The organism is Halobiforma nitratireducens JCM 10879 (assembly GCF_000337895.1).
Classification (GTDB): Archaea; Halobacteriota; Halobacteria; order Halobacteriales; family Natrialbaceae; genus Natronobacterium; species Natronobacterium nitratireducens.
Genome location: NZ_AOMA01000009.1, coordinates 1 through 26,582, shown reverse-complemented (window position 1 = coordinate 26,582; position 26,582 = coordinate 1). Strand labels below are relative to the sequence as shown.

Here is a 26,582-nt window from a genome sequence, read left to right as displayed (position 1 = left end):
AACACCGAAACGGAGTCACCCGGTGCGTTCCGGCCCGATGGGCAAATCGGCGTCGTCATCGCGGCTCCGCTCTATCCCGGCGTCCCGCGCCGAGCCCCTCCGATTCCGAGAGGACGGCCTCGAGTTCCGTTCGAACGCCGCCTCGGTCAGAACCGTGACGACAGTCGGGCAGACGCCCGCGACGGCAGCTATCGGAACGAGCAGGAGCGAGCCGATCCACGGGCTGACGAGAAAGCCGAACGCGACGAGCAGCGCGTAGACGCCAGCGGAGCCGGAGACCGCCGACAGGCCGAGCCGACCGAGCGTCCCGTCCGGCGTGTACGCCTCGACGAGACGCCGGAATCCAGTGCGGTTCGACATCCGGCCGAAGACCAGGGCATGAACCCAAGTACGTGTAAATACACTATCAAGATGCCGTTCGAACGATCGACCGGCCCAACCGAGGAGGAACGGAACAGTAGGAGGTGATCGAGCCGAGGAAAGCAGTACACTCAGTACAGGCGCAACAACTGCGCGTGACGCGTCGACCCGACCTCGAGGACGTTGGCCTCGTCGACGAACCCTTCCTCGACGGCCAACTCGACCGCGCGGGTGCCGACGATGTTGGCTACGTCCGCCCGGGCGAGGCTCTCGACGACGGCGCGTTCGTCGACCTCGTCACCGCCGTAGAACTCCTCGGTGACGGTCAGCGAAATCTCGCCGGACTCGAATGTCTCGCCGAGTACGTCGGCGTCGCAGACGGCGACGAGCAACCCCTCCTCGGTCTCGCGTTCGTTGACGATCATCGCTACTCGAACTCGAATTCGCGGTCGCGGTCCGTGCGCTCGTCACCAGTTCGACGGCCGGGGTCCTCGACCGCGTTCCCGGCGTCGAACGGCTGGCCGCGCTGTTCGGGCTGTTCGAGGCCGCCGGCACCGCCACCGGCCTGTCCACGGCCGTCCATGCGGTCCTCCATGACTTCCTGTTCGGCCTGCTCGACCAGCTCGTTTGCCTCCTCGACGATCTCCTCGGCCTCGTCGTAGCGGCCGAGTTCCTCGAGAATCTCGGCTTTCTCCTCGAGCACTTTCGCGTTGCGCAGGCCGAGGCGGATCGCGTTGTCGATACAGTGCAGTGCGTCCTCGGCCAGCCCCCGCTCGGAGAGGAAAAAGGCGCGGTTGAACCAGCCTTCGGCGAATCGCTCGTCGATCTCGACGGCGCGCTCGGCGTGCTCTAGAGCCTGTGTGGTCTCGCCGAACTCCCAGAGGGCGTAGGCGAGGTTCGTCTCGGCTGTCGCGGCGTGTTCGCTCTCGTCGTCGATCGCGAGTGCCTCGCGGTGGGCACCGATCGCGCGGTCGTACTCCTCGAGTTCGGCGTGGGCGACGCCGCTGTTGACCCACGCCTCCTGTTCGACGCGGTCGTCCTCGGCGAACTGGGCTGCCCGCTCGAAGGCATCGGTGGCCTGCTCGTAGCGGTTGATCTGCATGTAGTTCAGCCCGACGTCGATGAGTTCGTTCGCGTCGACGTCCTCGTGGTCGACAGTGTGCTCGTCTAACGTGTCGGTGATCACGCGGGAGTCGACGGGGTCGACCTTCGCCGGGTCGACGCCGAGTTCGGGCGGGTCGAGGTCGAACTCGTCGTACGGATCGTCGAACCCCTCCCCTTCGGAGAAGTCGTGGTCGCGATCGTCCGCTGGGTCGGTCATTGGCGGAATGTGGCGTCGAGGACTGTTAAGGTCTGCGACCCGCGGAGACGCGAAACGTTACGCTCGTCCGCCGAGACGCCGGGTCAGCGACCGGACCGATTGTGTGACCTCCGCGGGATGGGGGAGCCCGAGCCGGTACCGAAGCCTGTCTTCGCGCTTGAACGGCTCGAACGCCGTCGGTTCCTCGAGGTCCCAGATATCGGCCGGCACGTACGAACGGCGAGCGTGGCGCTCGAGGACGGCGTTTGCCGCCCGGCGACCGGCCTCGTTTGCCGACTCCATGGACGCGAGATCGGAGTTCGTTCGCACGTAGTCGCTCGCGAGCGTGAGGTTCGGGACCGCGACGTCCGCGGGCGGCCGGTTCCGGAGGGAGCCGACGGTGTTGATCAACAGCGGCGAGCGGTTTTCGACGCGGTCGCCGGCCTCGGAGTCGTCGTCGCGTTCGACGATAGAGGGGTCGAGAAACCAGTCGACGAGCAGATCGTCAGACAGCGTCGGGCTCGTCCCGTTCAGATGGGTTTTCAACTGGGCCCAGATATCCGTCACGATCTCTTCGCGGGTACACTGCCTGGCCGGTTTCCCGTGGACGACGCCGGGCGTGTCCCAGTCCGAAGCGATCACGGAGAGAACTCCTTCCACCGCGTCCGGGCCGCGACCGCTCACGTCGTACTCGTGGTCGCGCCAGAACTGCCGTTGTGAGATCGAAGTCAGCGCCCACGGGGAGTCGGCGTACACCTGATGGCCCCGCGTCAGGGTGACGTCCTCGGAGAGGTAGAACTGGACGCCGTTCATCCAGGCCGTGTCGAGCCGTTCGATCCGTCCCAGCTCCGGCGCGACGCGAGCGAGTTCCGGCGTGACGAACTGTGGGGCGACCTCGACCGGCACCGCGAGAACGAACTCGTCGGCGACGACGGTCTCGCCGTCGACGAGCGTCGCCGCGGTGACTCGTCGGCCGTCGAACTCGAGGTCCCGAACCGGCGCGTTCGCCCGGAGGTCGACCCCGAGCCCCTCGAGATAGCGAAGCCAGGGATCGATCCACGCGACGCTCGTCGGGGCGTTGAGCACCTGTTCGGTCGGACGCGTCGGGTCGAGCTGGCCGAACAGCAACTGCAAGTAGATCGTCCCGATCGTCCGTGCGCTGCCGACCTGTGGGCGGAGAGCGACCAGCGCCTGGGTCGCGTAGGCCAGCCGGTCGCGAAACTCCTGGGAACGGTTCTCCGCGTCGATGAACTCCCACCAGGAGATATCGTCGAGTTCGTCCTCGCGACGGGCCTCACAGGACGTCAGCAGGTACAACAGCCGCTCGAGCAGAAAGCGGACGTCCGATCGGGGGAGGTCCTCGGCGAACGCCGGCCGTAGCGCCTCGAGCCAGCCTCGAAGCGTCTCCGGCGTGCCGGTTTCGGCCACCTGCGGCGGCCCGTCGACGTTGGCGATCAGCGTCGCCTCGGTCTCGACGAGGTTGTCGGCGACGGTTCCCTCACCGTCGGGAATCCGGGCCATCGTGTCGGTTACGTGCCGATAGAACGCCGGGAAGAACCGAAAGCCGTGTTCGCCGTGTAGCGGCGCGTCACTCGCTCCGGGAGTCGAAACGCTCTCGCCGCTCGCCCCGGCGATCGGCATCGACCTGGCTTTTCCGCCGAACCGTTCGTTCGCCTCGAGGACGGTCACGTCGATCCCCCGTTCGGCGAGTTCGTGGGCCGCGGTGAGGCCGCCGATCCCACCGCCGACGACGGCGACGTCGGACTCGATCATTACCGGAGGCAGGGCTGCGAACGACATAATGGGCGCGCCTAACGACGACCGGGCGAACCGAGCGAACGGACCGTCACCGTTGAGTGGACAGCCCGCGAACCGCCGTCTATGCGACTGTTCGTCAGCGTCGACCTGCCCGACGAACTCGCCGACGACGTCGCGGACCTGCAGGCGACGTTCGCCGACGCGAGCGGCCTGAAATTCACCGATCCCGAACAGGCCCACGTCACCCTGAAATTCCTCGGCGACGTGGACGACGATCGCCTCCCCGCTCTCGAGTCGGAACTCGAGACCGCGGTCACGGAGGCCGGCGTCGACCCCTTCGACGCGCGGATCGGCGGGCTGGGCGTCTTCCCGACCCTCGAGTACATCAGCGTCCTCTGGGCCGGTACCGAGACCGGGGGCGCGGAACTGACGGCGCTACACGAGGCGATCGAAGAGCGAACGACGGCGATGGGGTTCGACGAGGAGGACCACCAGTTCACCCCACACGTCACGCTCGCCCGGATGGAACACGCCGGCGGGAAAGACCTCGTCCAGGACCTCGTCCGCGAGCGCGACCCAACGGTGGGCGAGCTGAGGGTCGGGGAAGTGCGGCTGACGGAGAGTACGCTCACCGACGACGGGCCCGTCTACTCGACGGTCGAACGCTTCTCCCTCGAGTGAGATGGACGAAACGAGCAACGGGCCGCCAACGCCGCCGAAAGACGGTCAGTAGCGGTGTCGTGTCGCCGGTCCGGCTCGTCCTCGGCCGAGGATCAAGTACAACACGAGACCGAGGATCGGCGCGAGAAACACGACGATGGTCCAGAGGAACGCCGGATGCTCGCTGTTTTGCTGTGCGTCGGCGTAGGTCCAGGCGACCAGGGCGAGATACGCAATCGTGAACGCGACGAACAGCAGCAAACCGATACCACCGGCGGCCGCTGCAACGGTCAGGGAGGGCATACACGTCGGATGTGACGGCCGTGATAAATTCTTTGTGACATTCCTGTCGGGAAGAAAGACGTTCGAAGCGAACGACTGTGTCTCGAGAGCGGAACCGAAACCGACGATTCGGAGTGTTCGCCGAATCGCTGGCGGGGTTGCGTGACGACCGACGACGACTGCATCACTGGCGAGCCGGTCGCTACCGCGGTCGCACTCCAATGAACAAGATTTTAAGCCACCGTGGGCTACGTTCGGCTACTATGGGTAAGAAATCGAAGGGCAAGAAGAAGCGTCTTGCCAAACTCGAGAACCAGAACAGCCGCGTTCCGGCCTGGGTCATGATGAAGACCGACATGGATGTCCAGCGGAACCCGAAGCGACGCAACTGGCGACGTAGCGACACCGACGAATAACGATGAGTGCAAGCGATTTCGAGGAACGCGTCGTTACCGTTCCGCTGCGCGACGTCAAGAAGGGGGCCAACCACGAGGCCGCGGACCTGGCGATGCGACTCGTCCGCGAACACCTCGCGAAACACTTCGCGGTCGAGGACGACGCCATCCGCCTGGACCCTTCGATCAACGAAGCGGTCTGGTCGAACGGCCGATCCAACCCGCCACGAAAGCTCCGCGTCCGCGCGGCCCGCTTCGAGGAAGAGGGTGAGGCCGTCGTCGAGGCCGAGGTCGCCGACTAAACTTGCAACGCCTCGCCTTCGCCGGGTCGGCCTACGTCGGCGTCTTCGCCCGCGCGACCGACTCGTGCGTGCTCGTTCGCCACGACGTCGACGACGACGATGTCGCCGACCTGACCGACGAACTCGAGGTGCCGGCCGTCGAGACCACGATCGGCGGCTCCTCGACGGTCGGTGCGCTAGCGACGGGTAACGAGAACGGCCTGCTCGTCAGTTCGCGCGTCCTCGACTACGAGCGAGAACGGCTCGAGGAGGCCGTCGACCTCCCCGTCGCCGAACTGCCCGGCAGTATCAACGCCGCCGGCAACGTCGTGCTCGCGAACGACTACGGGGCCTACGTCCACCCCGATCTCCCTCGGGAGGCGATCCAGATCGTCAAGGACACACTGGAGGTCCCAGTCGAGCGAGGCGACCTCGCGGGCGTCCGCACCGTCGGCACCGCGGCGGTCGCGACCAACTCCGGGGTGCTCTGTCACCCGAAGGCGACCGACGAGGAACTGGACGTTCTAGAGGACGTTCTGGACGTACGAGCCGATGTCGGCACCGTCAACTACGGCGCGCCGCTGGTTGGCTCAGGGTTGATCGCCAACGAGACCGGCTACGTCGTCGGCGATGAGACGACCGGACCGGAGCTGGGCCGGATCGAGGACGCGCTGGGCTATCTCGAGTAACTCGCGGTTCGGGTTTGGACCCTCGAGTCCAGCGTCTGCTCGACTCTTCCTCTCCTGTTTCCGCCCAAAGTGTCCGTGAGCTATCCCGACAGCTCGTCGTAGTCGACTTCGAACGGAACGGTGAGTTCGACCGGGTCGCCGGTGAGCGAGTCGCCCGTCAGGCGTGCCTCGAACGCGACGGTCTCGTTGCTCGCGTCGGTCGAGGCAAACGTCGTCGTCGCCGTGTAACCGTGATCCCAGCCACGAGGGTAGTCGACGTGAAGTTGCGAGCCCGGTTCGGCGGTGTCCGGTTCACTCGTGAGCCAGCCATCCGAATACTGCGTCGTTGCCGGTTCGCCGAAGCTCGCGAATCCCGTTTCCGCCGGCGTGACCTCGAGTTCCACGTCGTGCCAGAATCCGTTTTCGTGGAGGTCCCAGACGACGATCAGTGCCGTCGCGGAGACCTCCGAATCGGCGACGTACACGACGGTTAGCTCGGCATCGTCGTGCGTCGCGGTCGCGACCTCCTGGGCATCGGTGAGCTCGATAGTCTCGACGTGCTCGTCGCCAGCGTGTATCTCGAGTCGGTCGTCGCTCTGTTCGACTGTCAGAGCCGTCGTTTGATACCACCCGACGACTCCAGCGGCGGTTCCAAGCAAGACGATGGCGATGAGGAGGGCAACGGCGATCGTCCGTCGTGTCATCTGTAGGACTGTTTCTATCGACCGTATTATTGCTTTCGAACGAAGTAACGAAATTTAGGTCCGGTTAACCGCCTGTGCACCCACCAACCGCAATAGCCCTGCCGGTCACGATCGTTCTCGAGTCGCGAGCCGGTTGCGCCGCGTTCTCAAACAGTTCCGGCTTCGGAACGTTTGAGGTCTCCTACCGGAAAGGGGTGACGTGAGCCGCGCTCGTCTGTTTGCCTCCCTCTGTGGGCTCGTCTTTCTCCTCAATCTCGCCAGAATCATCTTTGCGCCGCTGCTCGATGTCATCATCACGGAGTTTGCGATCGGCGAGGCGACCGCCGGGCTCCTCGTGACGCTTGCCTGGGTCGGTAGCGCGTCGCCGCGTCTGCCGACCGGCTGGCTGCTGACGAAGGTTCCCCGCCACTACGTCGTGCTCGGCTCCGGATCGATCCTCGCGGTCGCTTCGGCGTTCGCCGCGACGGCGGTTTCGGTCCGACACCTCATGGTCGGTGCCTTCCTGATGGGGATCGCGTCGGGCGTCTACTTCGTCTCCGCGAACCCCTTCCTGAGCGAGTTGTTCCCGGACCGGGTCGGCCGCGTCATGGGAATCCACGGGGCTGCGAGCCAGATCGCCGCGGTACTCGCCGCGCCGCTTGTCACAGTCACGGTCGTCCTCGGCGACTGGCGGCTGTCGCTGTGGCTGATCGCCGCCGGTGCAGCAGTGATAACCGTCTACACCGCGCTCGCGGCGAAACGGACCGAGTTACCGAACGCTGGTGAACAAGACCGGAACTTCGTCGCGAGCGCGCTCTCGGAGTGGCGCATCATCGTGACCGCGCTGGCGATCGTCGGCGCAGCCTCGTTCGTCTGGCAGGGTGTGTTCAACTTCTACGAACTGTACATGCAGTCGAAGGAGCTCTCCGCCGAGTCGTCGGGAATGCTGCTCACGATCGTGTTCGCGGCGGGCATCCCGGCTTTCTACTTCGGCGGCGACCTGGCGGACCGGCTCCCCCTCATCCCGTACCTGCTCGGGATCGTCGGCCTGTTCTCGGCGAGTCTACTGGTACTGACGGCAGTAGAGGGGTTCGTCGGACTGGTCCTCCTCTCTGCGGTCCTCGGCTTCGTCATCCACGCGCTCTTCCCGGCGACGGATACCTTCCTGCTCGATACGCTACCGGATGCGACCCGGGGCAGTGCTTACGCCGTCTTCAGTTCGATGTGGATGCTCACCCAGTCGCTTGGCTCGTTCGTACTGGGGCTGTTCATCGAGGGCGGATACAGCTACGACGGTGTGTTCCGAATCGCTGCCGTCTGCCTGGCCGTCCTAGTCGTCTCACTCTTGCTCCTCGAGCGGACGGATCGGCTCCCGGTCTGATCGTCTGCACTCTCCGCCACTTCCTACTCTGCCACCCCGTCGGTCGAGGTGGACGCGACCGGCGCGTCGGTTCAACTGGGGTCGTGCCGTCTCCCTCTCCTACTCCGACTCGTTCTCGTCTCGCTCCCGTGACTGCCACCACCGCGCGGCCAGGGACGGCAGGAACAACAGGAACCCGGCCACGAGCACGAACAGCGCCACGCCGAGCGTCTCGAGCATTACTGAATACGGAACCGATCCGGCTCGCCTTCGGTCAGCGTCGCCTCCTCGCGTAGTTTCACGATCCGCCCCGTCGGCGTCGACTCGAATTCGGCTTCGGCGTCGACGTTCTCGAGGGTGCCGAGCAGTTGTGCCCGCGGGGGTTTCTGGGCCGCGCCGCAGTCGTAGATGGTAAGGAGGCCGCGGTCGCTGTCCTCACGGTCGTAGACGACGATGTGGGCGTGGTTGGGGAGCCGCCACTCGCCGTCGCCAAGCGGTGGGAGGTGGTTCATTCGTTACTGCCGTTCGAACCGGTGGCACACGACATCGCTGTCGTCGTCCCACTCGAAGTTCTCGTGAGCGCGCTCGAGCAGCCGACGATATCCCTCGAGGTCCTCCATTCCCTCGGCCTTGGCGTCCTCGTCGGTGAGATCACCGAGGGTACGGTCGGTCACCTCCCGGACCTCGAAAGTGGTGTCTTCGATGGTGAACGTGTCGCCCTCGTCGGCGTACTGGTGGCCGCGGTGGATCTGGGTGACCTCGCCCTCGAGGGCCTGCTGTTTCATACGGTCGTTCGGCAGGAGTTCGCCGGGTTCGATTTCGGCCATGGTCGGAGGTAGGACGCCGGGAGCAAAATCGTTTGGTCCCGGACGGGGCCACGCGATGAGCCGGCCGACAAAACTTATGACACGGTACGAATACGTTGGCGGTATGGTCCTCCGATCCGCGATCACCCGGGTTCGGACCGGGTTCGCGCTCGCGCACGCGTCGTTCGGCGTTCTCCGACGTGAGAAGTGGTTGCTCGTGTTCCCGGTTCTGTACGGACTCGCGGCGGTCGTCGGCCTGTTCGGATTGCTCGTCGGCCTCGGAGTCGTCGTCTTCGCCTCCGCGGTCGGAATCGCCGCCCTCGAGGGCGTCGCCGTCGATCTCGGCACCGAACTCGTCACCGCGGCGGTCGGGCTCGTCGGCTCCTTTCTCTTTCTGTTCGCGGCCACCGCGGTTGCGACGTTTTTCAGCGCCGCGCTCGTCCACGCGGTCGGGAAACTGTTTGCCGGCGAGCCGACCGGCGTTCGTGACGGGCTGGCCGGAGCCTGGGCATCGAAGCGGACGATCCTCGCGTGGGGGTTCGTCGGGGCGACCGTCGGTATGCTCTTTCAGGCTCTCGAGAGCCAGGAGGGGAAACTCGCCGCGCTCGTCAGGGTGCTTGCCGGCTTCGCCTGGTTCGCGATGACGTTTTTCATCGTTCCGGTGATCGTCTTCAGAGATGGCGGCGTCCGCGAGTCGATGCGTGACAGCGTCGACCTGTTCCGTGAGACGTGGGGGGAGGTCGGCGGGATCAGCCTCGGCATCGGCCTCGTCACGATCGTGGCCGCTGCTGTGGTGCTCGTTCTCGGGATCGGCGCACCGGTACTCCTGTTCGGGCCGCCTGCCGCGGTACTTCCGTACACGATCGGTCCGACCATCGCGTTGCTGGTCGGGATCGCGATCGTCCACAACGCTGCGACCGCGATCGCAAAGACCGCGCTGTACCGGTACGCCGACGATGGCGAGTTGCCCCCGGAGTTCGACGGCATCGATCCCGACGCACTCGCACGGCGGAAACGCAGTTCCCGGTCGACGATGGGCGGTGGGCCCGGCGACCAGCCCGGACGGATTTAGGCCGCCTGCAGTGAGGTCGTCCTGTCGGCGGGAGGGACGGAAGGAGAAGAGAGCGAAGAGAGGGAAGGGAGGAAGGGAAGATTCTTCCGACTGCCCACCGGAAGAACAGCCATGAGTCAATACACGGTGACCGGTCAGTTCAAGACCCGCGACGGCTACGCGGAGTTCGAGACGACCGTCGACGCCGAAAACGAGGATGTCGCTCGCGAACACGCCTTCTCCCAGCTCGGGAGCCAGCACGGACTCAAACGAACCGAGATCGACCTCGAGGGGGTCGACGCACAATGAGTCAGCAGCAACTCCAGCAGCTGTCCCAGGAGCTTCAGGAGATTCAAGAGCAGATCGAAGCCCTCGAGACGAACGTCCAGTCGATCCAACAGGAGAAGACGGAGGTCGACGAAGCTATCGAGGCTCTGGAAACCCTCGAGAGCGGCTCGACCGTGCAGATGCCGATCGGCGGCGGCGCGTACCTGCGAGCGACGATCGAGGACATCGACGAGGCGATCGTCGACCTCGGAGCCGACTACGCCGCCGAGTTCGAGGAAGACGACGCCATCGAGGCCCTCGAAAACAAAAAGGAGAACCTCGACGACCGCATCGACGAGGTCAACGAGGAGATCGCCGAACTCGAAACCGAGAGCGAGGAACTCGAGCAGCAGGCCCAGCAGCTCCAGCAGCAGGCGATGCAACAGCAGATGCAACAGCAGATGGGCGGCGGTCCGGAGTCGGACGAGTAACGATCGGCTCCCGGTCGATCGTCGCCGCCGACGGGGCGAAGACGACGCTTTTTGATGCGGAGTACAACACCGATGTGCCGACGTACCGGCCTCACTGTGACTCGTACCGTGAGTGGACTGGGACGGACGTACTGTGTTGTCCGCCAGTGCGGTCGTCGCTCGGTCCGAGACTGGTCGTGCGGGCCGGGAATCGCCACTGCTATCACTCGCGACGCCGACGGAACAGGTAACTGCTCTCGTCGGGACCGATCGTCGTTCCCGACCCGTTCGCACGCTCCCGTCACTGCGATGGCGGTCGGACGGAACCGGGCGGGAATTCGAACGCAGATGCAGATTACGACTACGACCACGACTACGACTACGACTACGACTACGATCACTATTCAGACCAAGAGCCATGTTCGATAACCTGAAAGAGAAACTCGGGAGCTTCCGCAAGGACGCCGAAGAAGCCGCCGAGGAGAACGTCGAGGAAGTCGATCCAGAAGAAGCGGACGAACTCCAAGACGAGTCGGGTTCCGGCGAACCCGACGAGTTCGAAGCAGCCGACGACCGCGACGGTGTGGCCGATGCCGAACTCGAGGCAGAAGCCGAGACGGCCGAAACCGAGACCGAGACCGAGGCTAACACCGAGTCCACCGGCGAGCCGGCCGGGACGCCCTCGGAAACCGAGACGGATACCGAACTCGAGGAGGCCGACGGACACGAAGGCGACAGTGAACGCACAGACGACGCCGAGGAGAACTCGACCGGCTTCGGTCACAAGGCCAAATCGCTCGTCACCGGCAAGTTCGTCATCGAGGAGGAGGACCTCGAGGGGCCGCTACACGAACTCGAGATGGCGTTGCTCTCGAGTGACGTGGAGATGAGCGTCGCCGACGAGATACTCGACAACATCCGCGACGAACTGGTCGGCGAGACCCGCACGTTTACGACGTCGACCGGCGAGGTCGTCGAGGACGCCCTGCGGGAGGCGATCCACGACGTGATCAGCGTCGGTCAGTTCGACTTCGACGAGCGTATCGCGATCGAGGACAAGCCCGTCACCATCGTCTTCACCGGCGTCAACGGTGTCGGGAAGACCACCACGATCGCCAAGATGAGCCGCTACTTCGAGGAACGCGGCTACGACGCGGTGATGGCCAACGGCGACACCTACCGCGCCGGCGCGAACGAGCAGATTCAGGAGCACGCCGACGCGCTGGAGATGAAATGCATCAGCCACGAGCAGGGTGGCGACCCCGCTGCCGTGCTCTACGACGCCGTCGAGTACGCCGACGCCAACGACGTCGATGTCGTGTTGGGCGACACCGCCGGTCGTCTGCACACCGACGAGGGACTGATGGACCAACTCGAGAAGATCGACCGGGTCGTCGATCCGGACCTGACGCTGTTCGTCGACGAGGCGGTAGCGGGTCAGGACGCCGTCAACCGCGCCCGCGAGTTCAACGAGGCCGCGGAGATCGACGGCGCGATCCTGACGAAAGCGGACGCCGACTCGAACGGTGGCGCGGCAATCTCGATCGCCCACGTCACCGGCAAGCCGATCCTGTTTCTCGGCGTCGGCCAGGGGTACGACCACATAGAGCGGTTCGATCCGGAGGAGATGGTCGATCGGTTGCTCGACGAAGACGAAGACGAAGACGAAGTCGAGGAGTAAGGTCACTACATCTTCGGGGTGTCGCCTCGAGTCGAACGTGGGATCGGACCCGGACCCGGACTCGATTTCGGGTTCGGGTTCGGACTCGAGTCTGTGCGACCCCGACCCCCACCCGACGCGGGCTCGGCGCACTTCGTATCCCGCTCGAGACGGTCGTTCTTCGGGACTGTTCGTGACCGTAACCAAGGACAACCCTCGTATAGGGGTTTGTGGTACGTTGTCGTGTGGGTACGTGTCGCAATGTGTCGTGGGCGACTCCGTGAACCGGCGTCCTCGCCGCAGGGAGCGTCCGGCCGACGATCGACAGATAACCGTCGAGGGTCGATCATGTCAGAACATATCAACCGACGAACGTACGTCAAGGGAATGGGTGCAACGGGGGCCGCAGGGCTGCTCGCGGGTTGTATCGGCGACGAGGAGGTCGTGGGGGGTCCCGGCGAAGACGAAGACGATCCGGCAGACGTCGACGCGCCGGGGACGGACCCCGACGAACGAGACGTGCTGCTGGGGGTCTTGCAACCGGAAACGGGTGACCTCGGGGAGCTCGGGACGCCGATCGCGGACGCCGCGGAGCTACCGGCGATCCAACTGACCAACGAGGGGAGTCCAGTAACGGTCGATGTCCAACGCGAGGATTCACAGACGGAGTCCGAAGCCGGCATCAGCCGTGCGGAAGACCTGGTCGCGGCCGGCTATCCGTCCTTTACTGGGGCCGCAGCGTCGGACGTGACGATCCCCGTCGCCGAAAGCGTCGCGATTCCCGAACAGGTCGTGATGTGTTCGCCGGCGAGTACGTCACCGTTGATCACCGACCTGGACGGCGACTACGTCTTTCGGACCGCGCCCAGCGACGCGCTTCAGGGGGTCGTGATGGCCGAAGTCGCCTACGAGGAACGGGGCTGGGAGACGGCGGCCTCGTTCCACCTGAACGACGACTACGGCCAGGCCCTCTCGGAGGTGTTCGTCGAATCGTTCGAGGAACTGGGTGGAGAGATCACCGCCGAGGTGCCGTTCGAGCCCGAACAGCCGTCGTACACGTCGGGGCTCGAGGACGCGTTGAGCGACGACCCCGACCTGTTGATGGTCGTCGCGTTCCCCGTCAGCGGCATTCAGCTGTTTCGGGACTTCTACGGGGAGTTCGACGAGGAGTTGCCCGTGATGGTGACCGACGGGTTGATCGAGGACGGGCTACCGGAAGACGTCGACAACTCGATGGACAACGTCATGGGAACGGCACCGGCGGCCGACGGGCCGGAAGCCGACGCGTTCGCCGACCTGTACGAGGAGGAGTACGGCTCGAGTCCGGGCGTGTTCAACGCCCACGGCTACGACGCCAGCGCGGTCCAGATTCTGTCGAACCTCCGGGGCGGCGAAAACGACGGCGCGACGATCAGCGAACAGATGCGAGCGGTCACAAGCGGCGGCGGCGAGCCGGTCGGCCCGTCGAACTTCCTCGAAGGCGTCGAACTCGCCGCCGACGGGGAGGCCATCGAGTACGAGGGGGCCTCGAGCATCGTCAGTTTCGACGAGAACGGCGACATGGAAAGCGTCTCGTACGACGTTTTCGAGTTCGAGGACTTCGAGCTCGAAGCCGTCGACCGAATCGAGGACTTCGAGCCCTGACGAGGATCGATCGCTACTGGTCGGGAACAGGAACGGGCTCGAGGTCGCTCTCACTCTCGCTTCCGACACGTCGGTTGCCGTCGCCGGACCGCCGCCGGACCGCCGCTGGCGGTCGATTAGCCACCGAGGAAATCGCGTCGGACCTGCTCGTCGCCGAGCAACGCGTCGCCGTCGTCCTCGTAGCGGTTCTCGCCTCCGACGAGCACGTAGCCGCGGTCACAGCGCCCCAGTGTCTCCTTCGCGTTCTGCTCGACGATCAACACCGCGGTCCCGTCGTCGTTGATCGCGTCGACACGGTCGAACATGTCCGAGACCAGGTCCGGCGCGAGTCCTGCCGACGGTTCGTCGAGCAACAGCAGATCCGGCTCGAGCATCAGCGCCCGGCCCATCGCGACCATCTGCTGTTGGCCGCCGCTCATGCTGCCGGCCGTCTGGTCCTGGCGTTCCCGGAGAATCGGGAACCGGTCGAACACGTCCTCGAGCGCGTCCTCGGGCACTTCGTCGAGGATGTACGCCCCCATCTCGAGGTTCTCCCGCACCGATAGCGACGGGAAGACGTTGTCGTTCTGTGGAACGTATCCGATGCTGTGGGTGATGATCTCCTCCGGACGACGGCCGCTTATCTCACGGCTCTGGAACTCGACGCTGCCGCCCATGTAGGTCGTCAATCCGAAGACCGACTTCATCACTGTCGACTTCCCGGCCCCGTTCGGCCCGACGATGGCCACGTACTCGTCCGAATCGACCTCGAGGTCGATGTCGTGAAGCACCTGCAAGTCGCCGTAGCCCGCGTCCAGCCCGTCGACGGTCAACATCAGACCTCACCCCCGAGGTAGGCTTCGATGACGCGTTCGTCGGCCTGGATCGCCGCGGGCGGGCCGTCCGCAAGTACCGATCCCTGGTGCATGACGATCACGCGTTCGCAGTTCTCCATGATGACGTCCATGTCGTGTTCGACGATCAGGAACGTGTAACCGCGATCGGTCAGGTCGTGGATGCGCTCGAGTAGCTTCCCCTCTAACGTGGGGTTTACCCCAGCCATCGGCTCGTCCAGCAACAGCAGCTCCGGGTCGGTAAGCAACGCCCGCGAGAGCTCGAGCAACTTTCGCTGGCCGCCAGAGAGGGTACCGGCTTCCTCGTGGGCGAGGTGGTCGATCTCGAACAGTTCGAGCGTTTCCCAGGCGCGCTCGAGGAGTTCTCGCTCCTGGTCGACGACGCTCCCGCGGACGCCGGGAAGGACGGCACGCCACAGTGCCTCGCCGCGCTGGTTCTGGAACGCCAGCAGCATGTTCTCGAGGACCGTCATCTCGCCGAGCTCACGGGTGATCTGGAACGTCCGGACGAGCCCGCGTTCGGCGACCCGGTGGGGCTGGAGGCCGGTGATGTCCTCACCGTCGAAGTAGATGCGTCCGGAATCGGGCTCGTGGACGCCGGTGATCAGGTTGAACGTCGTCGACTTGCCGGCTCCGTTGGGGCCGATGAGCCCGGTGATCGATCCTCGCTCGACGGCGAACGTGGCGCTATCGACGGCGAGAATGCCGCCGAACGTCTTTGTCAGGCTCTCGACTCGGAGCGGCCGGTCGTCCCCGTCCGCCGTCTCCGTCGAGACGGTCGCGTCGGATTCGGGTAGTTCGATGTCACTCATCGGGCTCACCTCGGTCGGGGGTGCTGTCGTCTGGGTTCGAATCGAGTGGGTCGTCGTCGCCGTTGTCGGTACTGGTATCGACGCCGGCACTATCACTATCACTATCACTATCACTATCACTACCGCCACTGCTATCGCCACCATCATCATCACCGCCCCGCTTCGCCGACCTCGAGTCCGCCGGCGACTGTTCGGCACTCAGGTGCAGCGGCGACGCGGGCTCGCTTCGGTGTCCGAGTAGGCCGTCCGGCCGGTAGATCATCAGCAGAATCAGGATCACACCGAACAGAATGAAACGGACGTTCGCGAGCTGGCCGACGAAATACCCCAGCAGCGGCAGCGGATCGAACGCGCCGAGCGCGACCACGCCGTCGTAGACGGTCGCGGGCCGGGGCAGATCGACCTGCTGGGTGACGATCCGCTGGACGTACGGCGGCCCCTCGAAGAGGACGCCGGCGAACACGAGCGCGCCGACCACGCTGCCCGTGTTCGAGCCGGAGCCGCCGATGATCAACGCAATGAAGATGTAGAACGTGATGATCGGGAGGAAGGCGTCGGGGTCGACGTAGCCGTTTCGCCCCTGCCAGAAAATCCCCGCCAGGCCCATGATCGCACAGCCGAGCACGAACACTTTGATCTTCACCAGGTCGGTGTTCTTGCCCAGTGATTTCGTCGCGAGTTCGTCCTCGCGAATGCCCTTGAGAAGCCGCCCGAACGGCGAGTTCGCGGTCCGGACCAGGAGGGCGAAGACGATCACCACCAGCACGACGAGGATCGACGTGTAGACCGCCGACTCGACGACCGTTCGTTCGATTCCGAGCTGGTTCGTCACGGTGAGTATCTGCAGCCCAACGACGTTCGCCCCCTGTGCCGGATCACCACCCTGGTAGAGAACCCACCGCGGAATCGCGCTCTCGAGCAGCGGGAAGTTGATCCCCCGGCCACCGCCGGTGCCGAGTTCCCGGCCGAGGAGTTCGAAATCAGCCAGCGCGCCGGAGTTGATCGTCAGCCGGATCACCTCGGCGAACGCGAGCGTCACGATCGCGAAGTAGTCCGCCCGAATACGAAGCGCCGGCAGGACGACGATCAATCCGACGAGACCGGCCAGGAGGACGCCGAACGGAATCCCGATCCACAGCGGGAGCCCGAGCCCCGGCGTCGTCGTCCCCTCGGGGGGCGCTGTCAGTACCGCCATTCCGTACGCGCCGACCGCCATGAACCCCGCGACGCCGATGTTGAAGAGCCCTGTGTACCCCCAGTGGAGGTTGAGTGCGAGGACGACAAGGGCATACGCCGCCGCCAGGAACGTCACCGTCTGGAGCTGTCTGAAGATGCCACCGACGCCGAGTCCCGTCAGGAGACCGAGGACGGTGATCAGAGCGTAGATCGCGACCGTCGTGAGAACGATGTAGCCAAGATCTACCTGCCAGCGCGGCCGCGCTCCCGCGTCGGTCTCGAGCGGGAGCGTCGCGGAGGTGCCGCCGTCGGTGGCGACTTGGCTGGCCTCGTGCTCGCGGGTTTGGGTTCGTGACTCGTCCTGATCGCCCACATCGTCGCTGGTCATGCCGTTTCGACACCCCCGAACAGCCCCTGCGGGCGGAAGATGAAGATCAGGATCATCAACAGGAACGCGGCGACGCGGGTGAGATCGCCCGAAATCCAGACGAGCATCATGTTGTCGGCCAGCCCGATGATGAGCCCGCCAGCGATGGCACCGTAGATCGACCCGATCCCGCCGAGAATGACCGCGGCGAAGATCAAAAGCAGGAGGAACCAGCCGGTGTTGAAGTTCAGTGTCTCCTGTTCCAAGACGATCAGGTAGCCGGCGACGCCGGTGAGTCCGGCACCGATGACCCACGTCGCGAGGATGACTCGCTCGGTCGGGATACCGGTGATCAGCGCCAGGTCCTTGTTGTCGGCCATCGCACGCATCGCCGTCCCCAGTTTCGTGTACTGCAACAGCCCGTGCAAGCCGAGCATCAGGCTCACCGCGGAGACGACCATGACGAGTTCGTGGACCACCAGGCTGTCCGTCCAGAAAAGCAGCGAGTGGTCGATCGACGGCGAACTCCTGACGATACCTCGAGTTCGTTCACCGTAGAAGAAGACGATGACGTACCGCAGGGCGAGCGCGACCCCGACGCTCGCGATCAGCAACGGGATGCCGCCGGCGTCGCGCATCCGTTTGTAGACCAGTTTGTCGATCGCGAGAGCCACCAACACGGTCGCGGCGGCCGCGATCACGAGGCCGGCGACGATCGCGACCGGTTCCGCGTAGACGTGAAGGTTCAACTCGCGTGCGGAGGTCGATCCGTCTGCGTTCAACAACAGCCGTGAACCGAGCCCCGTGACGCCGGCACCGCCGATCAGCCAGGCGGCCGTCCAGCCCGTGAACGCGCCGGTCGTGACGAGGTCTCCATGCGAGAAGTTCGCGAACCGGAGGATGCTGTAGGTCATGGACAGTCCGACGGCTGCGAGCCCGATGATCAGCCCGTCCACGAGTCCGCGCCACAGGAACGTCGAGAACGTCGACACGCCGAGATCACCGACCACGAGCCGTCGGAGGACATCCAGTATCAGTACACCCACGCCAGCGAGCAAGAGCACGCCGAACCATTGCTCCCAGGTGAACTCCGTGGTGTCCCCCATACCAGTGTGCTATCCCGAACCGACGATAAATAAGTCACGCCATATGATACCATTTCTCACAATCCGGAATTCCGGTAGATCGGTAAACGAGCTCTTACGCCGACGGAAGGCAGGACGAAACGACTCGGCGGACGTCGAGGATTACGCCTCGAGTAACTCGGCGATTCCGTCCAGTCCCTCCGCGACGAGGTCCGGTTCGGGGCCGAACGGCTCCCAGGGGCGACCGGTCCGGTCGAGCCACACCCCTTGCATCCCCGCGTGGACCGCTCCCTGGACGTCGAACCACAGCGCCGAGACGTGGGCGATCCGATCGATCGGCGTCCCCGTCCGGCCGGCGGCGTGGCGATAGAGGTCGGGGTCGGGCTTGAACGTCGCCACCTCGTGGGCGCTGATCGCGTCCGTGACGTAGTCGCCGATTCCGGCCCCCTCGATCATCGACGCGAGCATCTCCGGCGACCCGTTCGAGAGGACATAGAGGTCGTAGCCGGCCTCGCTGAGGCGCTCGAGGGTCGGGCGGACGTCCGTGAACGGCTCGAGGTCGTGGTAGACCGAGAGGATCTCCGCACGCTCCTCGGGCGTCGTCTCGATCCCGTGGGCCGCCAGGGCGTACTCGAGGGCCGCACGGTTGATCTCGACGAACGACTGGTAGTTCCCCAGTGTGTTGCCCACGAGCGTGTACTCCAGCGACCGCTGCCGCCAGCGGTTCGCGACGGCAGGCGTATCCGCGTCGGTGACGGCCTCGTGGTCGACCAGTGCGGTTTCGATCGCGTCGACGTCGACGAGCGTGCTGTCGGAGTCGAACGTGACTGCACTGACCGGCTCCGGTTCGAAGGACATGGCTCGAGGTTCGGTGACAGGACCCAAGAAACTCTGCCCGGATTACTCGGTGGAACCGTCGCTATCTCGCACAACTACCACGATCGAAGTCGCTTAGTGATCACCGACGCCACCTCGAGTATGGACACTACGGAACCGTCGACGGCGAACTGGGAGACCTACCTCGTCACCCAGGAGTCGGTCTCGGAGGGTCGATCGACCCTCGAGATCGTCCGCGAGGCGATCGCGGGCGGGATCGATGTCGTCCAGTTACGGGAGAAGGGAACCGATGCCCAGTGGCGGTACGACCTCGGCCTCGAGCTACGGGAGCTAACCGCCGAGGCCGGCGTCGACCTGATCGTCAACGACCGGGTCGATATCGCCGACGCGGTCGACGCCGACGGCGTCCACGTCGGGCAGTCGGACCTCCCCGTGGCGGTCGCCCGGGACCTGCTCGGTCCCGAGGCGATCGTGGGCTGTTCGGCCGCGACCATCGAACAGGCCTGCGAGGCCGAGGCGGCGGGCGCGGACTACCTCGGCGTCGGCACGATCTACGGCACTACCTCGAAGGATGTCGCGGAGTACAAGGACGGCGTCGGCCCCGAGCGAGTCGCCGAGATCACTGACGCGGTGTCGATCCCGGTCGTCGGGATCGGCGGGATCACTGCCGAGAACGCGGGGCCGGTCGTCGAGGCCGGCGCGGTCGGCGTCTCGGTGATCTCCGAAATCACGGCTGCCCCGGAGCCGCGGGCCGCGACCGAGTCCCTCGCCACCGCCGTCGAAACCGCGAAAAGCGTGGGAGACGGAGACACGACGGGATGAGCGACACCGAAATCGACGTGACCGACGCGGAACTCACAGAATCGCTCGCCGCCGTCACCGACGCCGAGCCGCTGGTACAGGCGTTGACCAACGAGGTCACGATGAACGACGTGGCGAACCTGATCCTCCACTGGGGTGCGCTGCCGGTGATGGCCGATTCGCCCGGCGACGCGGGTGAGATGGCACGGGCGGCAAGCGCCGTCCTGGTCAATACCGGCCAGGTCCCCGACGGAAAGATCGAGGCGATGCACGAGGCCGTCGAGACGGCCACCGAGCGCGAGGTCCCGGTCGTGCTCGACCCCGTCGGCGTCGGTTCGACTCCGACCCGGGAGGCCGTCGCCGAAGACCTGCTCTCGACGACGGAGTTTTCGATTATCAAGGGCAACTACGGGGAGATCAGCTCACTCGCCGGGGTTGACTCCCAGGTTAGAGGCGTCGAGTCCGTCGGCGACTACGAGGAGATCGAGCGGGCGGCCCGCTCGCTGGCAGACTCGACGGGTGCGATCGTCGTCGCCTCGGGCGTCGAGGACATCGTCGCCGACGCCGACAGCGCCTACCGGATCGCCGCCGGCCACGAGCTGCTCGGCGAGGTCGTCGGCACCGGCTGTATGCTCGGTGCGACCCTCGCAGCCTTCAGCGGCGCTGTCGAAGACGAACACGCGGCTGCGCTCCATGGCACGCTCGCGTTCGGAATCGCGGGGGAACGCGCCGCGGAACTGGCATACCGAGGCCCCGAAAGCTACCGAACGAACTTCCACGACGCCGTCTACGGGTTCTCCGCCGAGAGCACCGACCGCGACGCTGACGAGAGTCTCGAGGTCGACCTCGAGGATCGGATCGAACGCGTCGTCTAGCCGGCTGTCGGTCGGCCGCTGTTTCTCGCCGTTCAGCGTTCGTTTCATCCGAAACCACTTGCTCGACCAGGGAGCTCCTCTCGGCCGGCAGCCCGGCGGCCCGACAGGGGGTGGCCGGCAATCCGCCGATAAGGGGTGCCTGCCAGTGCAGGCTCAATCGCTTCACGCGGTAGAGCGCTACCCTGGAGTACGCGGATGAAACGCAGCGGGCGTCGCCAGCCCCAGCGGAGCGGCGTCCGCCGGTTCTCGGCGCGGTGACGGCGGTCCTCAGTCCGCTCGAGCGCCTCGTAACGCGACGCGAACGGCCGCGGAGCGGTCGCACGCGGACGCGATCGCAGTCTCCCATAGAGATATAGAGATATCCATGAATGCTAGTCTCGAAGTCGAGTACTGGGTCGTCGACGACGACGGCGACCTGGTATCCCCTGGACCGTTGCTCGACCGCTCGGATCGAATCGATCCCGAGTTCGTCGAGCCGATGATCGAGCTCAAAACGACTCCGTGTGCGACGATGGACGAACTCCGGACGGAGTTTCGCGCGCTCCTCAGTGATGTCGTCGATGCAGCCCACGAACGCGGCAAGCGGCTCGTGCCGCTGTCGACGCCGATACACGCCGCCCCCGCCGAACTCCCCTACCGGGACAAACGCGGCACCGCCCTCCAGCGACGGATCGTCGGCCCAACGTTCGACGATGCCCGCGTCTGTGCCGGCACCCACCTCCACTTCGAACGGGCCGACGATGCCGGCCGCGTCGCCGACCAACTCAACGCCCTGACCGCGATCGACCCCGCCTTCGCGCTCGTCAGCAGTTCCTCCCACTACCGCGGCGAACCCATCGTCGAGTGTGCTCGCCCCTACCTCTACCGGCGATCGTGTTACGGTCCCTGTCCGGAACAGGGGCAGCTGTGGCCGTACGTCGATAGCGTCGGCGAGTGGGAACGGCGGCTCGAGACGGCCTACGACCGGTTCCGAAACCGAGCGCTCGAGCACGGCGTCGATCCGGATGTCTTCGACGAGGAGTTCGATCCCTACGACGCGGTCTGGACGCCGGTCCGGCTCCGAGAGGAGATGCCGACGGTGGAGTGGCGCTCGCCCGACGTGGCGTTGCCGAGCCAGATTTTCGACCTCGCGGAGACGGTTCGGGGGATCGTCGACCGAGCGGCCACCCGCGGCGTGACCGACGCGGGGTCGAACTCCAGCGGCGGGCTCACCCTCCCCGAGTTCGCTACCGTCGAGAGGGTGACCGACGCCGCCATCGATGACGGGATCGGCGACGAGGGCGTCCAGCGGTACCTGCGTCGGTTCGGGTTCACGCCCACCGCCTACGAACCGCTTGCCGAGCGGTTACCCGACTCGCGGGTGACGAAACGGGACGCGAAGACGTTGCGACTCGAGGCCGCAGGGCAACTAGAGCGAGAGGTCGGACTAGGGCGGGCTCGAGCGTAAGACGGTAAGACGGGGTAGACGAGTTCGACGCCTGCGACCCACACGATGTCACCGATCGGCCGCTGTGTCCTCTCTCACAGGGGGTCGCGAGTAGATCGGACTCCTGAGCGACTACAGCCGGAAAGCTCTAGCCCTGGCGCGTTCTCGACGTACCCGACACGGGACGGTAGTCGATCACTCCGGAACGTTGTCCGCGTCCGGCCAGAACGAACTACCGACTTCCGTATCCTCCATGCCGTCCTCGTCGGTAATCGTAAGCTGTGCTTTGTACCGCAGTTCCGACTCGAGCGAGAGGGAGAGTGTCTCTCCAGTTTCAGTCTGTTCCTCACCGGTGTCGAGGTTCATTATTTCCCAGTGGTAGTTCTCGATCGCTCCGTTCGGACTCGAAGAGATGCCAGCATCGAGCTCGACGGGGTTCGATGGGAGGAGGTTGTTCTCCGACCCATCAACGAGGAACGCTGCCGTTGGCTCTTCCGGAGACCTGAACTCGACGGTCTCTCGATCGGTGTTCCCGCCGGTGTTCGTTACCTCGAGGCCGATTTCCCACAGGGTATCCGAGGCAAAGCTTTCTTCGGCCGTTTCACCGGACATGTTGGGGGATGTCTCGAACACCCCTCGATCCGGATTCCGAGAACGGTTCCTGAAGTACCAGTCGTACTGTTCGATTTCACCGGCCGGCGTACTCGAGTCACTGCCGTCCATTTTCGTCGTACCTCCGACATCGAGGTCGATCGCCGCTGTCGGTTCGACATCGATATCTTCGTCGCTCGTTATGTCACCGCTTTTGGAGACGTTGACAGAACCGTCCGACATTTCGACCGAAAGATACGCCGTGTACTCGCCGGCTGACTCGAACGTCACCGAAACCGTTTCGTCGGTGCTCTGTTCGAACCCATCCGGACCCGAGATAGTCCACGAGTGGTCGGCGAACCCGACAGTACTAGTGAACACTGTTTCTTCACCGACGGAGGGTGTTTCTGGGTCGACGAGAATTTGAACGTCGTCGTTCGAACCACTCGCCATCCCGGACATCGCCATCAATCCGGTCGCAGCGGTGCCGACTGATGCAAGCGTTCGGCGTCGGGTAGTCGACTGATCGGTCACGCCATCGGAATCGTTCTTCTCCGACATCGCACGGATAGTTTCTATCCAACTACTTAACAATGCCTATCGTAATAACTATTAGCAATAAAGACGATGCAGGGGGAACAGTACGTGTAGTGCTCCCGTCGACCGCCAGTTCGACCACGAACGATACACCGCGAACCAGTCGACGGCAGTGTCAGACGTGCCATCCTCGGTTTCGGACGGGCACCATGGGCCCGGTCGACGCTCGAGGACTTGCACTCGGGATGACGAGCCAAGCAGCGACGATCAACGACTCGAGTTCGTCGATCGCCCACTCGACGGCCTCGCGTTCGGTTTCCGCGCGACGACGCGCCTGTTCGGCGGCCGTGTTGACGCCGGCGACGACCTCGTCGTACGCGAGCGGCTGGGTGGCCGTCTCTCCGTCCGAATCCTTCATACTCGAGGGTGCGCCTCGAGAGGGTTGTAGCGGTGGCCTGCAAGCGAAAGAGAACGACGCCAGGATAGTCACAGGGGAGACGGCCGGCAGTGTTGGTTCGTCGTTCGAAGGCGGTTCGGGGCTGACGATCGTCTCCGAGTCCGAAGTCGATATCGGCGTGGACGGGGTGCTATCGAGGTGCGAAGTGCGAGGTGCAGGGTTCGACGTTCGACGGTCGAGAGTTCGAGAACTCGAGAGCCAGGACTATCCGCCCGATACCGTGCTGTGATACCGCCCGCTGTCTGTCGTCAAACGGGAATTGGATGTCTCCGGGGGTCGCTGTCCGACGAACGGGGACGATCCGGTCGCTAGTCCTCGGCCTCGAGTGTGTCACCGACGTACTGGTTTTCCCACTCCCGGCGAGCTTCGATCTCCCGTCGGCCACGGCGGGTGACCGAATAGATGTTCGTCCGCTGATCGGCTTGTCCCTTTTCGACCAGGCCTTTGTCGACGAGCGTATCGAGGTTCGGATACAGGCGGCCGTGATTGATATCGGTCCCGTAGTATTTCGCGAGTTCCTCTTTGATCCCGAGACCGTGTGGTTCGTCCTGGCCGGCGATCGTGTACAACAGGTCGCGCTGGAAAGCAGTTAAATCGTGCATATATCACTGTTAGAAGACATGTATTAAAGAGTTTGGTGAAGGCAACGCAAATATAGTATTCTGCTGACACGAAACGCGAGTGCTAACCGGTACCTGTTCGCTTGCTTCCAGTCAGTGTCAGTTAGGGAAGTAACAGCCGGCGAGAAAAAGTAGAGATCGTTCGGACGTGCTTTTGGAGGACGACTCGTCTCTCAATACTCCATCACATCGGAATAGACGAAGGTCTGGGGCGGGTCGTGAAACGTTTCCGCGAATCCCTTTTCGTCCGTCTCGTCGCCACTGTCGACGGACTCGTACTCGAGCAGTTCGACCGGTGGATGTGCCGATGTGAATTTGCCACCCCATTCACCGTCGACGTGCTCTCTGACTCTCCGCTGGAGGTGGCGGCTTTCGCCGACGTAGACCAACCGCTGTGACTCGAGGGCCAGCGGTATCGCACGTGCCGGTAAAAAATTCGCGAGGCTCTCTCTGGATGCGTCTGCATTATCGCACGCTAGTGCATAGACGCCGTGGCCCGCCGGAACGTCTTCTCTGTCCATACCGTGGAGTTCTCGGATACAAACGTAATTTCACTGGCCGAGTGGGATATTCGATACTCGATACTCGATATTCGTCGTACCGAAACGATACTCGAGGACCGAGCAGATGGTGGCTCCGAACGGCGTCCCGCCGACCACGAGTTCAGTGGGAGTACTTCGGTCAAGATTTCGTGGGCGAGCACGACACCGTCCGGCCGGTCGGACGCGACCGCCCCTTCCACGTGTCGCTGTTTTCGACGCCAGCGAGAAGCAATCGTTATATTCGCCGACCGAGCGGCATAAAGTATGCCATCCAAGCGCGAGACGCTTCTGACTGGCAGCGTGGTGTTGAGTTCGACGGTCGCTGGGTGTCTGGATCGATTCGAAACACCACCCCGGGACGTACACGTCGAGCTTCACAACGGAGCCGACGAAACGCGTACGTTTCACCTGACTCTCGAGCACGAAAACGGGGCGATAGACTGGCACTCGTACACCCTCGATGGGGGAACCGTAGAACAGATCGAACTCACGGCACCGGAGGGGTCACCACCCGTCGCTGTACACGGTGCTGTCGACGAGTTCGTGGATCAGATCCGTCTCAGGGGTGTGGAAGACGGTGACGAGGATACCTGTCTCTGGATAGAGTTGTGGTATCAGATCAACGAGGGTGTCAGCACTCAGTTCGTCCAAGCGGCGGACAATAGCATGTGTAACGACGAATCCAAGGCTTGAATCCGCCGGAGAGCGGTTTACACTCCGTCGAGACGAATGCCACGGGGCTCGACCCCGAGGGGGTACACGACCGTCAAAACTGGGGGTCACCGTGTCGCGGCGTGTCGTATCAACTTTCCGTACTCAGCAGACCTCTCGACTCCCGCTCGAGGACCGGCCGGCGGTCACAAGGTGTGCAACGCACACGGTGTGCGTGAACCGCTCGAAGTACGCCAACCACTTCGGGACGAGCTGCGAGAGGCGGATTGGCGAAGAAGCGCCGGCTCGACCTCGAGCGGGCTATAGTACCAACTGCAACGATTTGCACACTGATCGCCGATCCGTCTGGCGAGCGGGTGTGCACTGACGTGCAGTGGCTACTATAGCTGGCACCACGCCGGATTCGGGAACGGGACACCCGTCGGTCAGGCCCGCCATGCTCGAGCGTTCAGACGGTCAGCCGGGGTATTTCGAAGCCTATCGTGAGTCCCACGAGAAACGCCGGCGGCACGACGGTTGGTGCTGTTTCGTCGTCTACCGACCACACGGTCGTTCCGGCTGTACACTCATCAACGACGAGATGACTCGAGCGAGCACTCTCGCGCTGCTGCGGTAGCACGGTGGCACGGTGGCACGGTGGTGTGGATCACCGCAATATCAAGCAGGCGACGATTTCGAGCAGCGATATTTTCTAACCAGGTCCGTCAGGTTCCCTGCGAGTTGCGATTTCACCACCCGTGGCAACCAGTATCGAATGTAAAACAGGAGGGAGCTTGTGGCAGGCCACAAAGGAATTGGTCCCGTCCCAAAGTCGTCTAGAGTTCGCCTCTGGTAGCTTCAGTTGACACCTCCATTGTGATGGCTGTTTTGGCTGAGCGCTCGAGCAGTTCGTCGGCGAACGCCGCGAACTGCTCGGGATCGGCGTACTGCACCAGATTCAACCAGAGAAGCGACTCTAGCCCCGCTTCTGACCACCGCATCCATTGATTCTTACACCGTTTCGAGATTTCACCCATGGCTCGTTCGACCACGTTTGATGTCCACGGAACCTGCTGTTGGTCAAGCGCGAACTCCGCGAACGTCACGGTTGCTTCTGCCCATTCCCGGAGGTACGTCGCTGCTTTTGGGGAGTCTTGACACTCTAATCTCCAGGCTTCTTTCCGAAGATTCTCGAGCGTTTGGTCGATCCGCTCGCGGATCGCCAAACGCTCATTCCTCGGTGCATGAAGTGCGACAGAGTTCTTCAGATGGAACAGATCATTCGTAACGCCAGAGACGATCGCTTTCCGCTCGGAGAGCGGAAACG

The 26,582-nt window shown here is 64.2% G+C and carries 30 protein-coding genes and 3 pseudogenes; 15 read left to right on the top strand and 18 right to left on the bottom strand.

Features of this window, described 5'->3' with window-relative positions:
* Positions 1–15: 15 nt before the first annotated feature.
* The 4 genes from C446_RS19470 to C446_RS01295 form a co-directional block, all read right to left on the bottom strand.
* A complete protein-coding gene (locus tag C446_RS19470; RefSeq protein ID WP_193363513.1) occupies positions 16–360 on the bottom strand; it encodes a hypothetical protein in 345 nt (114 codons plus the stop codon).
* A gap of 131 nt (positions 361–491) precedes the next feature.
* Positions 492–785, bottom strand: coding sequence for a DUF424 domain-containing protein (locus tag C446_RS01305; RefSeq protein WP_006671240.1), 294 nt, complete (start codon positions 783–785; stop codon positions 492–494).
* A 2-nt stretch (positions 786–787) separates the two neighbouring features.
* Positions 788–1,681 carry a tetratricopeptide repeat protein gene (locus tag C446_RS01300; protein WP_006671239.1) on the bottom strand — a complete coding sequence of 298 codons (894 nt, stop codon included), beginning with the start codon at positions 1,679–1,681 and terminating at the stop codon, positions 788–790.
* Positions 1,682–1,738: 57 nt separating this feature from the next.
* Positions 1,739–3,433, bottom strand: a complete 1,695-nt coding sequence (locus tag C446_RS01295; protein ID WP_049919961.1) for a hydroxysqualene dehydroxylase — start codon at positions 3,431–3,433, stop codon at positions 1,739–1,741.
* A 108-nt stretch (positions 3,434–3,541) separates the two neighbouring features.
* On the opposite strand from C446_RS01295, the gene thpR reads away from it, so the two are divergent.
* Positions 3,542–4,099: an RNA 2',3'-cyclic phosphodiesterase gene (gene thpR, locus C446_RS01290; RefSeq protein WP_006671237.1), complete on the top strand. Its 558-nt coding sequence runs from the start codon at positions 3,542–3,544 to the stop codon at positions 4,097–4,099.
* A 45-nt stretch (positions 4,100–4,144) separates the two neighbouring features.
* Here thpR and C446_RS01285 read toward each other — a convergent pair whose 3' ends face one another.
* On the bottom strand, positions 4,145–4,381 hold the full coding sequence (locus tag C446_RS01285; RefSeq protein WP_006671236.1) for a PLDc N-terminal domain-containing protein: 237 nt from the start codon (positions 4,379–4,381) through the stop codon (positions 4,145–4,147).
* 242 nt (positions 4,382–4,623) lie between these two features.
* Here C446_RS01285 and C446_RS01280 point away from each other — a divergent pair, with 242 nt between their 5' ends.
* Genes C446_RS01280 through C446_RS01270 form a run of 3 tightly spaced genes read left to right on the top strand, consistent with a single transcriptional unit; the run spans position 4,624 to position 5,725 of the window.
* Positions 4,624–4,776: a 50S ribosomal protein L39e gene (locus C446_RS01280; RefSeq protein WP_006671235.1), complete on the top strand. Its 153-nt coding sequence runs from the start codon at positions 4,624–4,626 to the stop codon at positions 4,774–4,776.
* Between the two features lie 2 nt (positions 4,777–4,778).
* Positions 4,779–5,057 (top strand): 50S ribosomal protein L31e, encoded by a 279-nt coding sequence (locus tag C446_RS01275; RefSeq protein WP_006671234.1) that lies wholly within the window; start codon positions 4,779–4,781, stop codon positions 5,055–5,057.
* Between the two features lie 2 nt (positions 5,058–5,059).
* Entirely contained in the window at positions 5,060–5,725 is a 666-nt protein-coding gene (locus tag C446_RS01270; protein ID WP_006671233.1) for a translation initiation factor IF-6, read from the top strand.
* An 80-nt stretch (positions 5,726–5,805) separates the two neighbouring features.
* On the opposite strand, the gene C446_RS01265 is transcribed toward C446_RS01270, so the two are convergent.
* Positions 5,806–6,408, bottom strand: a complete 603-nt coding sequence (locus C446_RS01265; protein ID WP_006671232.1) for a hypothetical protein — start codon at positions 6,406–6,408, stop codon at positions 5,806–5,808.
* A gap of 199 nt (positions 6,409–6,607) precedes the next feature.
* Here C446_RS01265 and C446_RS01260 point away from each other — a divergent pair, with 199 nt between their 5' ends.
* Positions 6,608–7,768 (top strand): MFS transporter, encoded by a 1,161-nt coding sequence (locus C446_RS01260; RefSeq protein WP_006671231.1) that lies wholly within the window; start codon positions 6,608–6,610, stop codon positions 7,766–7,768.
* A 218-nt stretch (positions 7,769–7,986) separates the two neighbouring features.
* On the opposite strand, the gene C446_RS01255 is transcribed toward C446_RS01260, so the two are convergent.
* Positions 7,987–8,259 carry a hypothetical protein gene (locus tag C446_RS01255; RefSeq protein WP_006671230.1) on the bottom strand — a complete coding sequence of 91 codons (273 nt, stop codon included), beginning with the start codon at positions 8,257–8,259 and terminating at the stop codon, positions 7,987–7,989.
* Between the two features lie 3 nt (positions 8,260–8,262).
* The gene (locus C446_RS01250; protein WP_006671229.1) at positions 8,263–8,574 is read right to left on the bottom strand and encodes an ASCH domain-containing protein; all 312 of its coding nucleotides are present in this window, start codon (positions 8,572–8,574) and stop codon (positions 8,263–8,265) included.
* A 103-nt stretch (positions 8,575–8,677) separates the two neighbouring features.
* Here C446_RS01250 and C446_RS01245 point away from each other — a divergent pair, with 103 nt between their 5' ends.
* From C446_RS01245 to C446_RS01225, 5 genes are all read left to right on the top strand, one after another.
* Positions 8,678–9,625: a DUF6159 family protein gene (locus tag C446_RS01245; RefSeq protein WP_006671228.1), complete on the top strand. Its 948-nt coding sequence runs from the start codon at positions 8,678–8,680 to the stop codon at positions 9,623–9,625.
* Positions 9,626–9,736: 111 nt separating this feature from the next.
* The gene (rpl18a, locus tag C446_RS01240; protein WP_006671227.1) at positions 9,737–9,913 is read left to right on the top strand and encodes a 50S ribosomal protein L18Ae; all 177 of its coding nucleotides are present in this window, start codon (positions 9,737–9,739) and stop codon (positions 9,911–9,913) included.
* Positions 9,910–10,362 carry a prefoldin subunit alpha gene (pfdA, locus tag C446_RS01235; protein WP_006671226.1) on the top strand — a complete coding sequence of 151 codons (453 nt, stop codon included), beginning with the start codon at positions 9,910–9,912 and terminating at the stop codon, positions 10,360–10,362. The genes rpl18a and pfdA overlap by 4 nt, the downstream gene beginning before the upstream one ends.
* Positions 10,363–10,759: 397 nt before the next feature.
* Positions 10,760–12,022, top strand: a complete 1,263-nt coding sequence (gene ftsY, locus C446_RS01230) for a signal recognition particle-docking protein FtsY (protein WP_006671225.1) — start codon at positions 10,760–10,762, stop codon at positions 12,020–12,022.
* A 327-nt stretch (positions 12,023–12,349) separates the two neighbouring features.
* Positions 12,350–13,645, top strand: coding sequence for an ABC transporter substrate-binding protein (locus C446_RS01225; protein ID WP_006671224.1), 1,296 nt, complete (start codon positions 12,350–12,352; stop codon positions 13,643–13,645).
* 116 nt (positions 13,646–13,761) lie between these two features.
* On the opposite strand, the gene C446_RS01220 is transcribed toward C446_RS01225, so the two are convergent.
* The 5 genes from C446_RS01220 to C446_RS01200 form a co-directional block, all read right to left on the bottom strand.
* Positions 13,762–14,460 (bottom strand): ABC transporter ATP-binding protein, encoded by a 699-nt coding sequence (locus tag C446_RS01220; protein WP_006671223.1) that lies wholly within the window; start codon positions 14,458–14,460, stop codon positions 13,762–13,764.
* Entirely contained in the window at positions 14,460–15,290 is an 831-nt protein-coding gene (locus tag C446_RS01215) for an ABC transporter ATP-binding protein (RefSeq protein ID WP_006671222.1), read from the bottom strand. Before C446_RS01215 ends, C446_RS01220 begins: the two co-directional genes overlap by 1 nt.
* Positions 15,283–16,854, bottom strand: coding sequence for a branched-chain amino acid ABC transporter permease (locus tag C446_RS01210; RefSeq protein WP_006671221.1), 1,572 nt, complete (start codon positions 16,852–16,854; stop codon positions 15,283–15,285). The genes C446_RS01215 and C446_RS01210 overlap by 8 nt, the downstream gene beginning before the upstream one ends.
* Positions 16,851–17,939: a branched-chain amino acid ABC transporter permease gene (locus C446_RS01205; protein ID WP_006671220.1), complete on the bottom strand. Its 1,089-nt coding sequence runs from the start codon at positions 17,937–17,939 to the stop codon at positions 16,851–16,853. The genes C446_RS01210 and C446_RS01205 overlap by 4 nt, the downstream gene beginning before the upstream one ends.
* 141 nt (positions 17,940–18,080) lie before the next feature.
* Positions 18,081–18,776, bottom strand: coding sequence for a haloacid dehalogenase type II (locus C446_RS01200; RefSeq protein ID WP_006671219.1), 696 nt, complete (start codon positions 18,774–18,776; stop codon positions 18,081–18,083).
* Positions 18,777–18,896: 120 nt separating this feature from the next.
* On the opposite strand from C446_RS01200, the gene thiE reads away from it, so the two are divergent.
* From thiE to C446_RS01185, 3 genes are all read left to right on the top strand, one after another.
* Positions 18,897–19,577, top strand: coding sequence for a thiamine phosphate synthase (thiE, locus tag C446_RS01195; RefSeq protein WP_006671218.1), 681 nt, complete (start codon positions 18,897–18,899; stop codon positions 19,575–19,577).
* On the top strand, positions 19,574–20,431 hold the full coding sequence (gene thiM, locus C446_RS01190) for a hydroxyethylthiazole kinase (RefSeq protein ID WP_006671217.1): 858 nt from the start codon (positions 19,574–19,576) through the stop codon (positions 20,429–20,431). The genes thiE and thiM overlap by 4 nt, the downstream gene beginning before the upstream one ends.
* A 364-nt stretch (positions 20,432–20,795) precedes the next feature.
* Positions 20,796–21,878, top strand: a complete 1,083-nt coding sequence (locus C446_RS01185) for a glutamate-cysteine ligase family protein (protein ID WP_006671216.1) — start codon at positions 20,796–20,798, stop codon at positions 21,876–21,878.
* 174 nt (positions 21,879–22,052) lie between these two features.
* Here C446_RS01185 and C446_RS01180 read toward each other — a convergent pair whose 3' ends face one another.
* From C446_RS01180 to C446_RS18360, 4 genes and pseudogenes are all read right to left on the bottom strand, one after another.
* Positions 22,053–23,009, bottom strand: a complete 957-nt coding sequence (locus C446_RS01180) for a PKD domain-containing protein (protein ID WP_006671215.1) — start codon at positions 23,007–23,009, stop codon at positions 22,053–22,055.
* A gap of 241 nt (positions 23,010–23,250) precedes the next feature.
* A pseudogene (locus tag C446_RS18365) lies at positions 23,251–23,403 on the bottom strand (C45 family autoproteolytic acyltransferase/hydolase); the annotation flags it as partial.
* Between the two features lie 347 nt (positions 23,404–23,750).
* The gene (locus tag C446_RS01165) at positions 23,751–24,044 is read right to left on the bottom strand and encodes a PadR family transcriptional regulator (RefSeq protein ID WP_006671212.1); all 294 of its coding nucleotides are present in this window, start codon (positions 24,042–24,044) and stop codon (positions 23,751–23,753) included.
* A 191-nt stretch (positions 24,045–24,235) separates the two neighbouring features.
* The gene (locus tag C446_RS18360) at positions 24,236–24,583 is read right to left on the bottom strand and encodes a GIY-YIG nuclease family protein (protein ID WP_152419332.1); all 348 of its coding nucleotides are present in this window, start codon (positions 24,581–24,583) and stop codon (positions 24,236–24,238) included.
* A gap of 285 nt (positions 24,584–24,868) precedes the next feature.
* On the opposite strand from C446_RS18360, the gene C446_RS01150 reads away from it, so the two are divergent.
* Positions 24,869–25,297 (top strand): hypothetical protein, encoded by a 429-nt coding sequence (locus tag C446_RS01150; RefSeq protein WP_006671209.1) that lies wholly within the window; start codon positions 24,869–24,871, stop codon positions 25,295–25,297.
* A 193-nt stretch (positions 25,298–25,490) separates the two neighbouring features.
* Positions 25,491–25,971, top strand: a pseudogene (locus tag C446_RS20530) (hypothetical protein).
* A 120-nt stretch (positions 25,972–26,091) separates the two neighbouring features.
* On the opposite strand, the pseudogene C446_RS01140 reads toward C446_RS20530, so the two are convergent.
* A pseudogene (locus tag C446_RS01140) lies at positions 26,092–26,582 on the bottom strand (ISH6 family transposase); the annotation flags it as partial.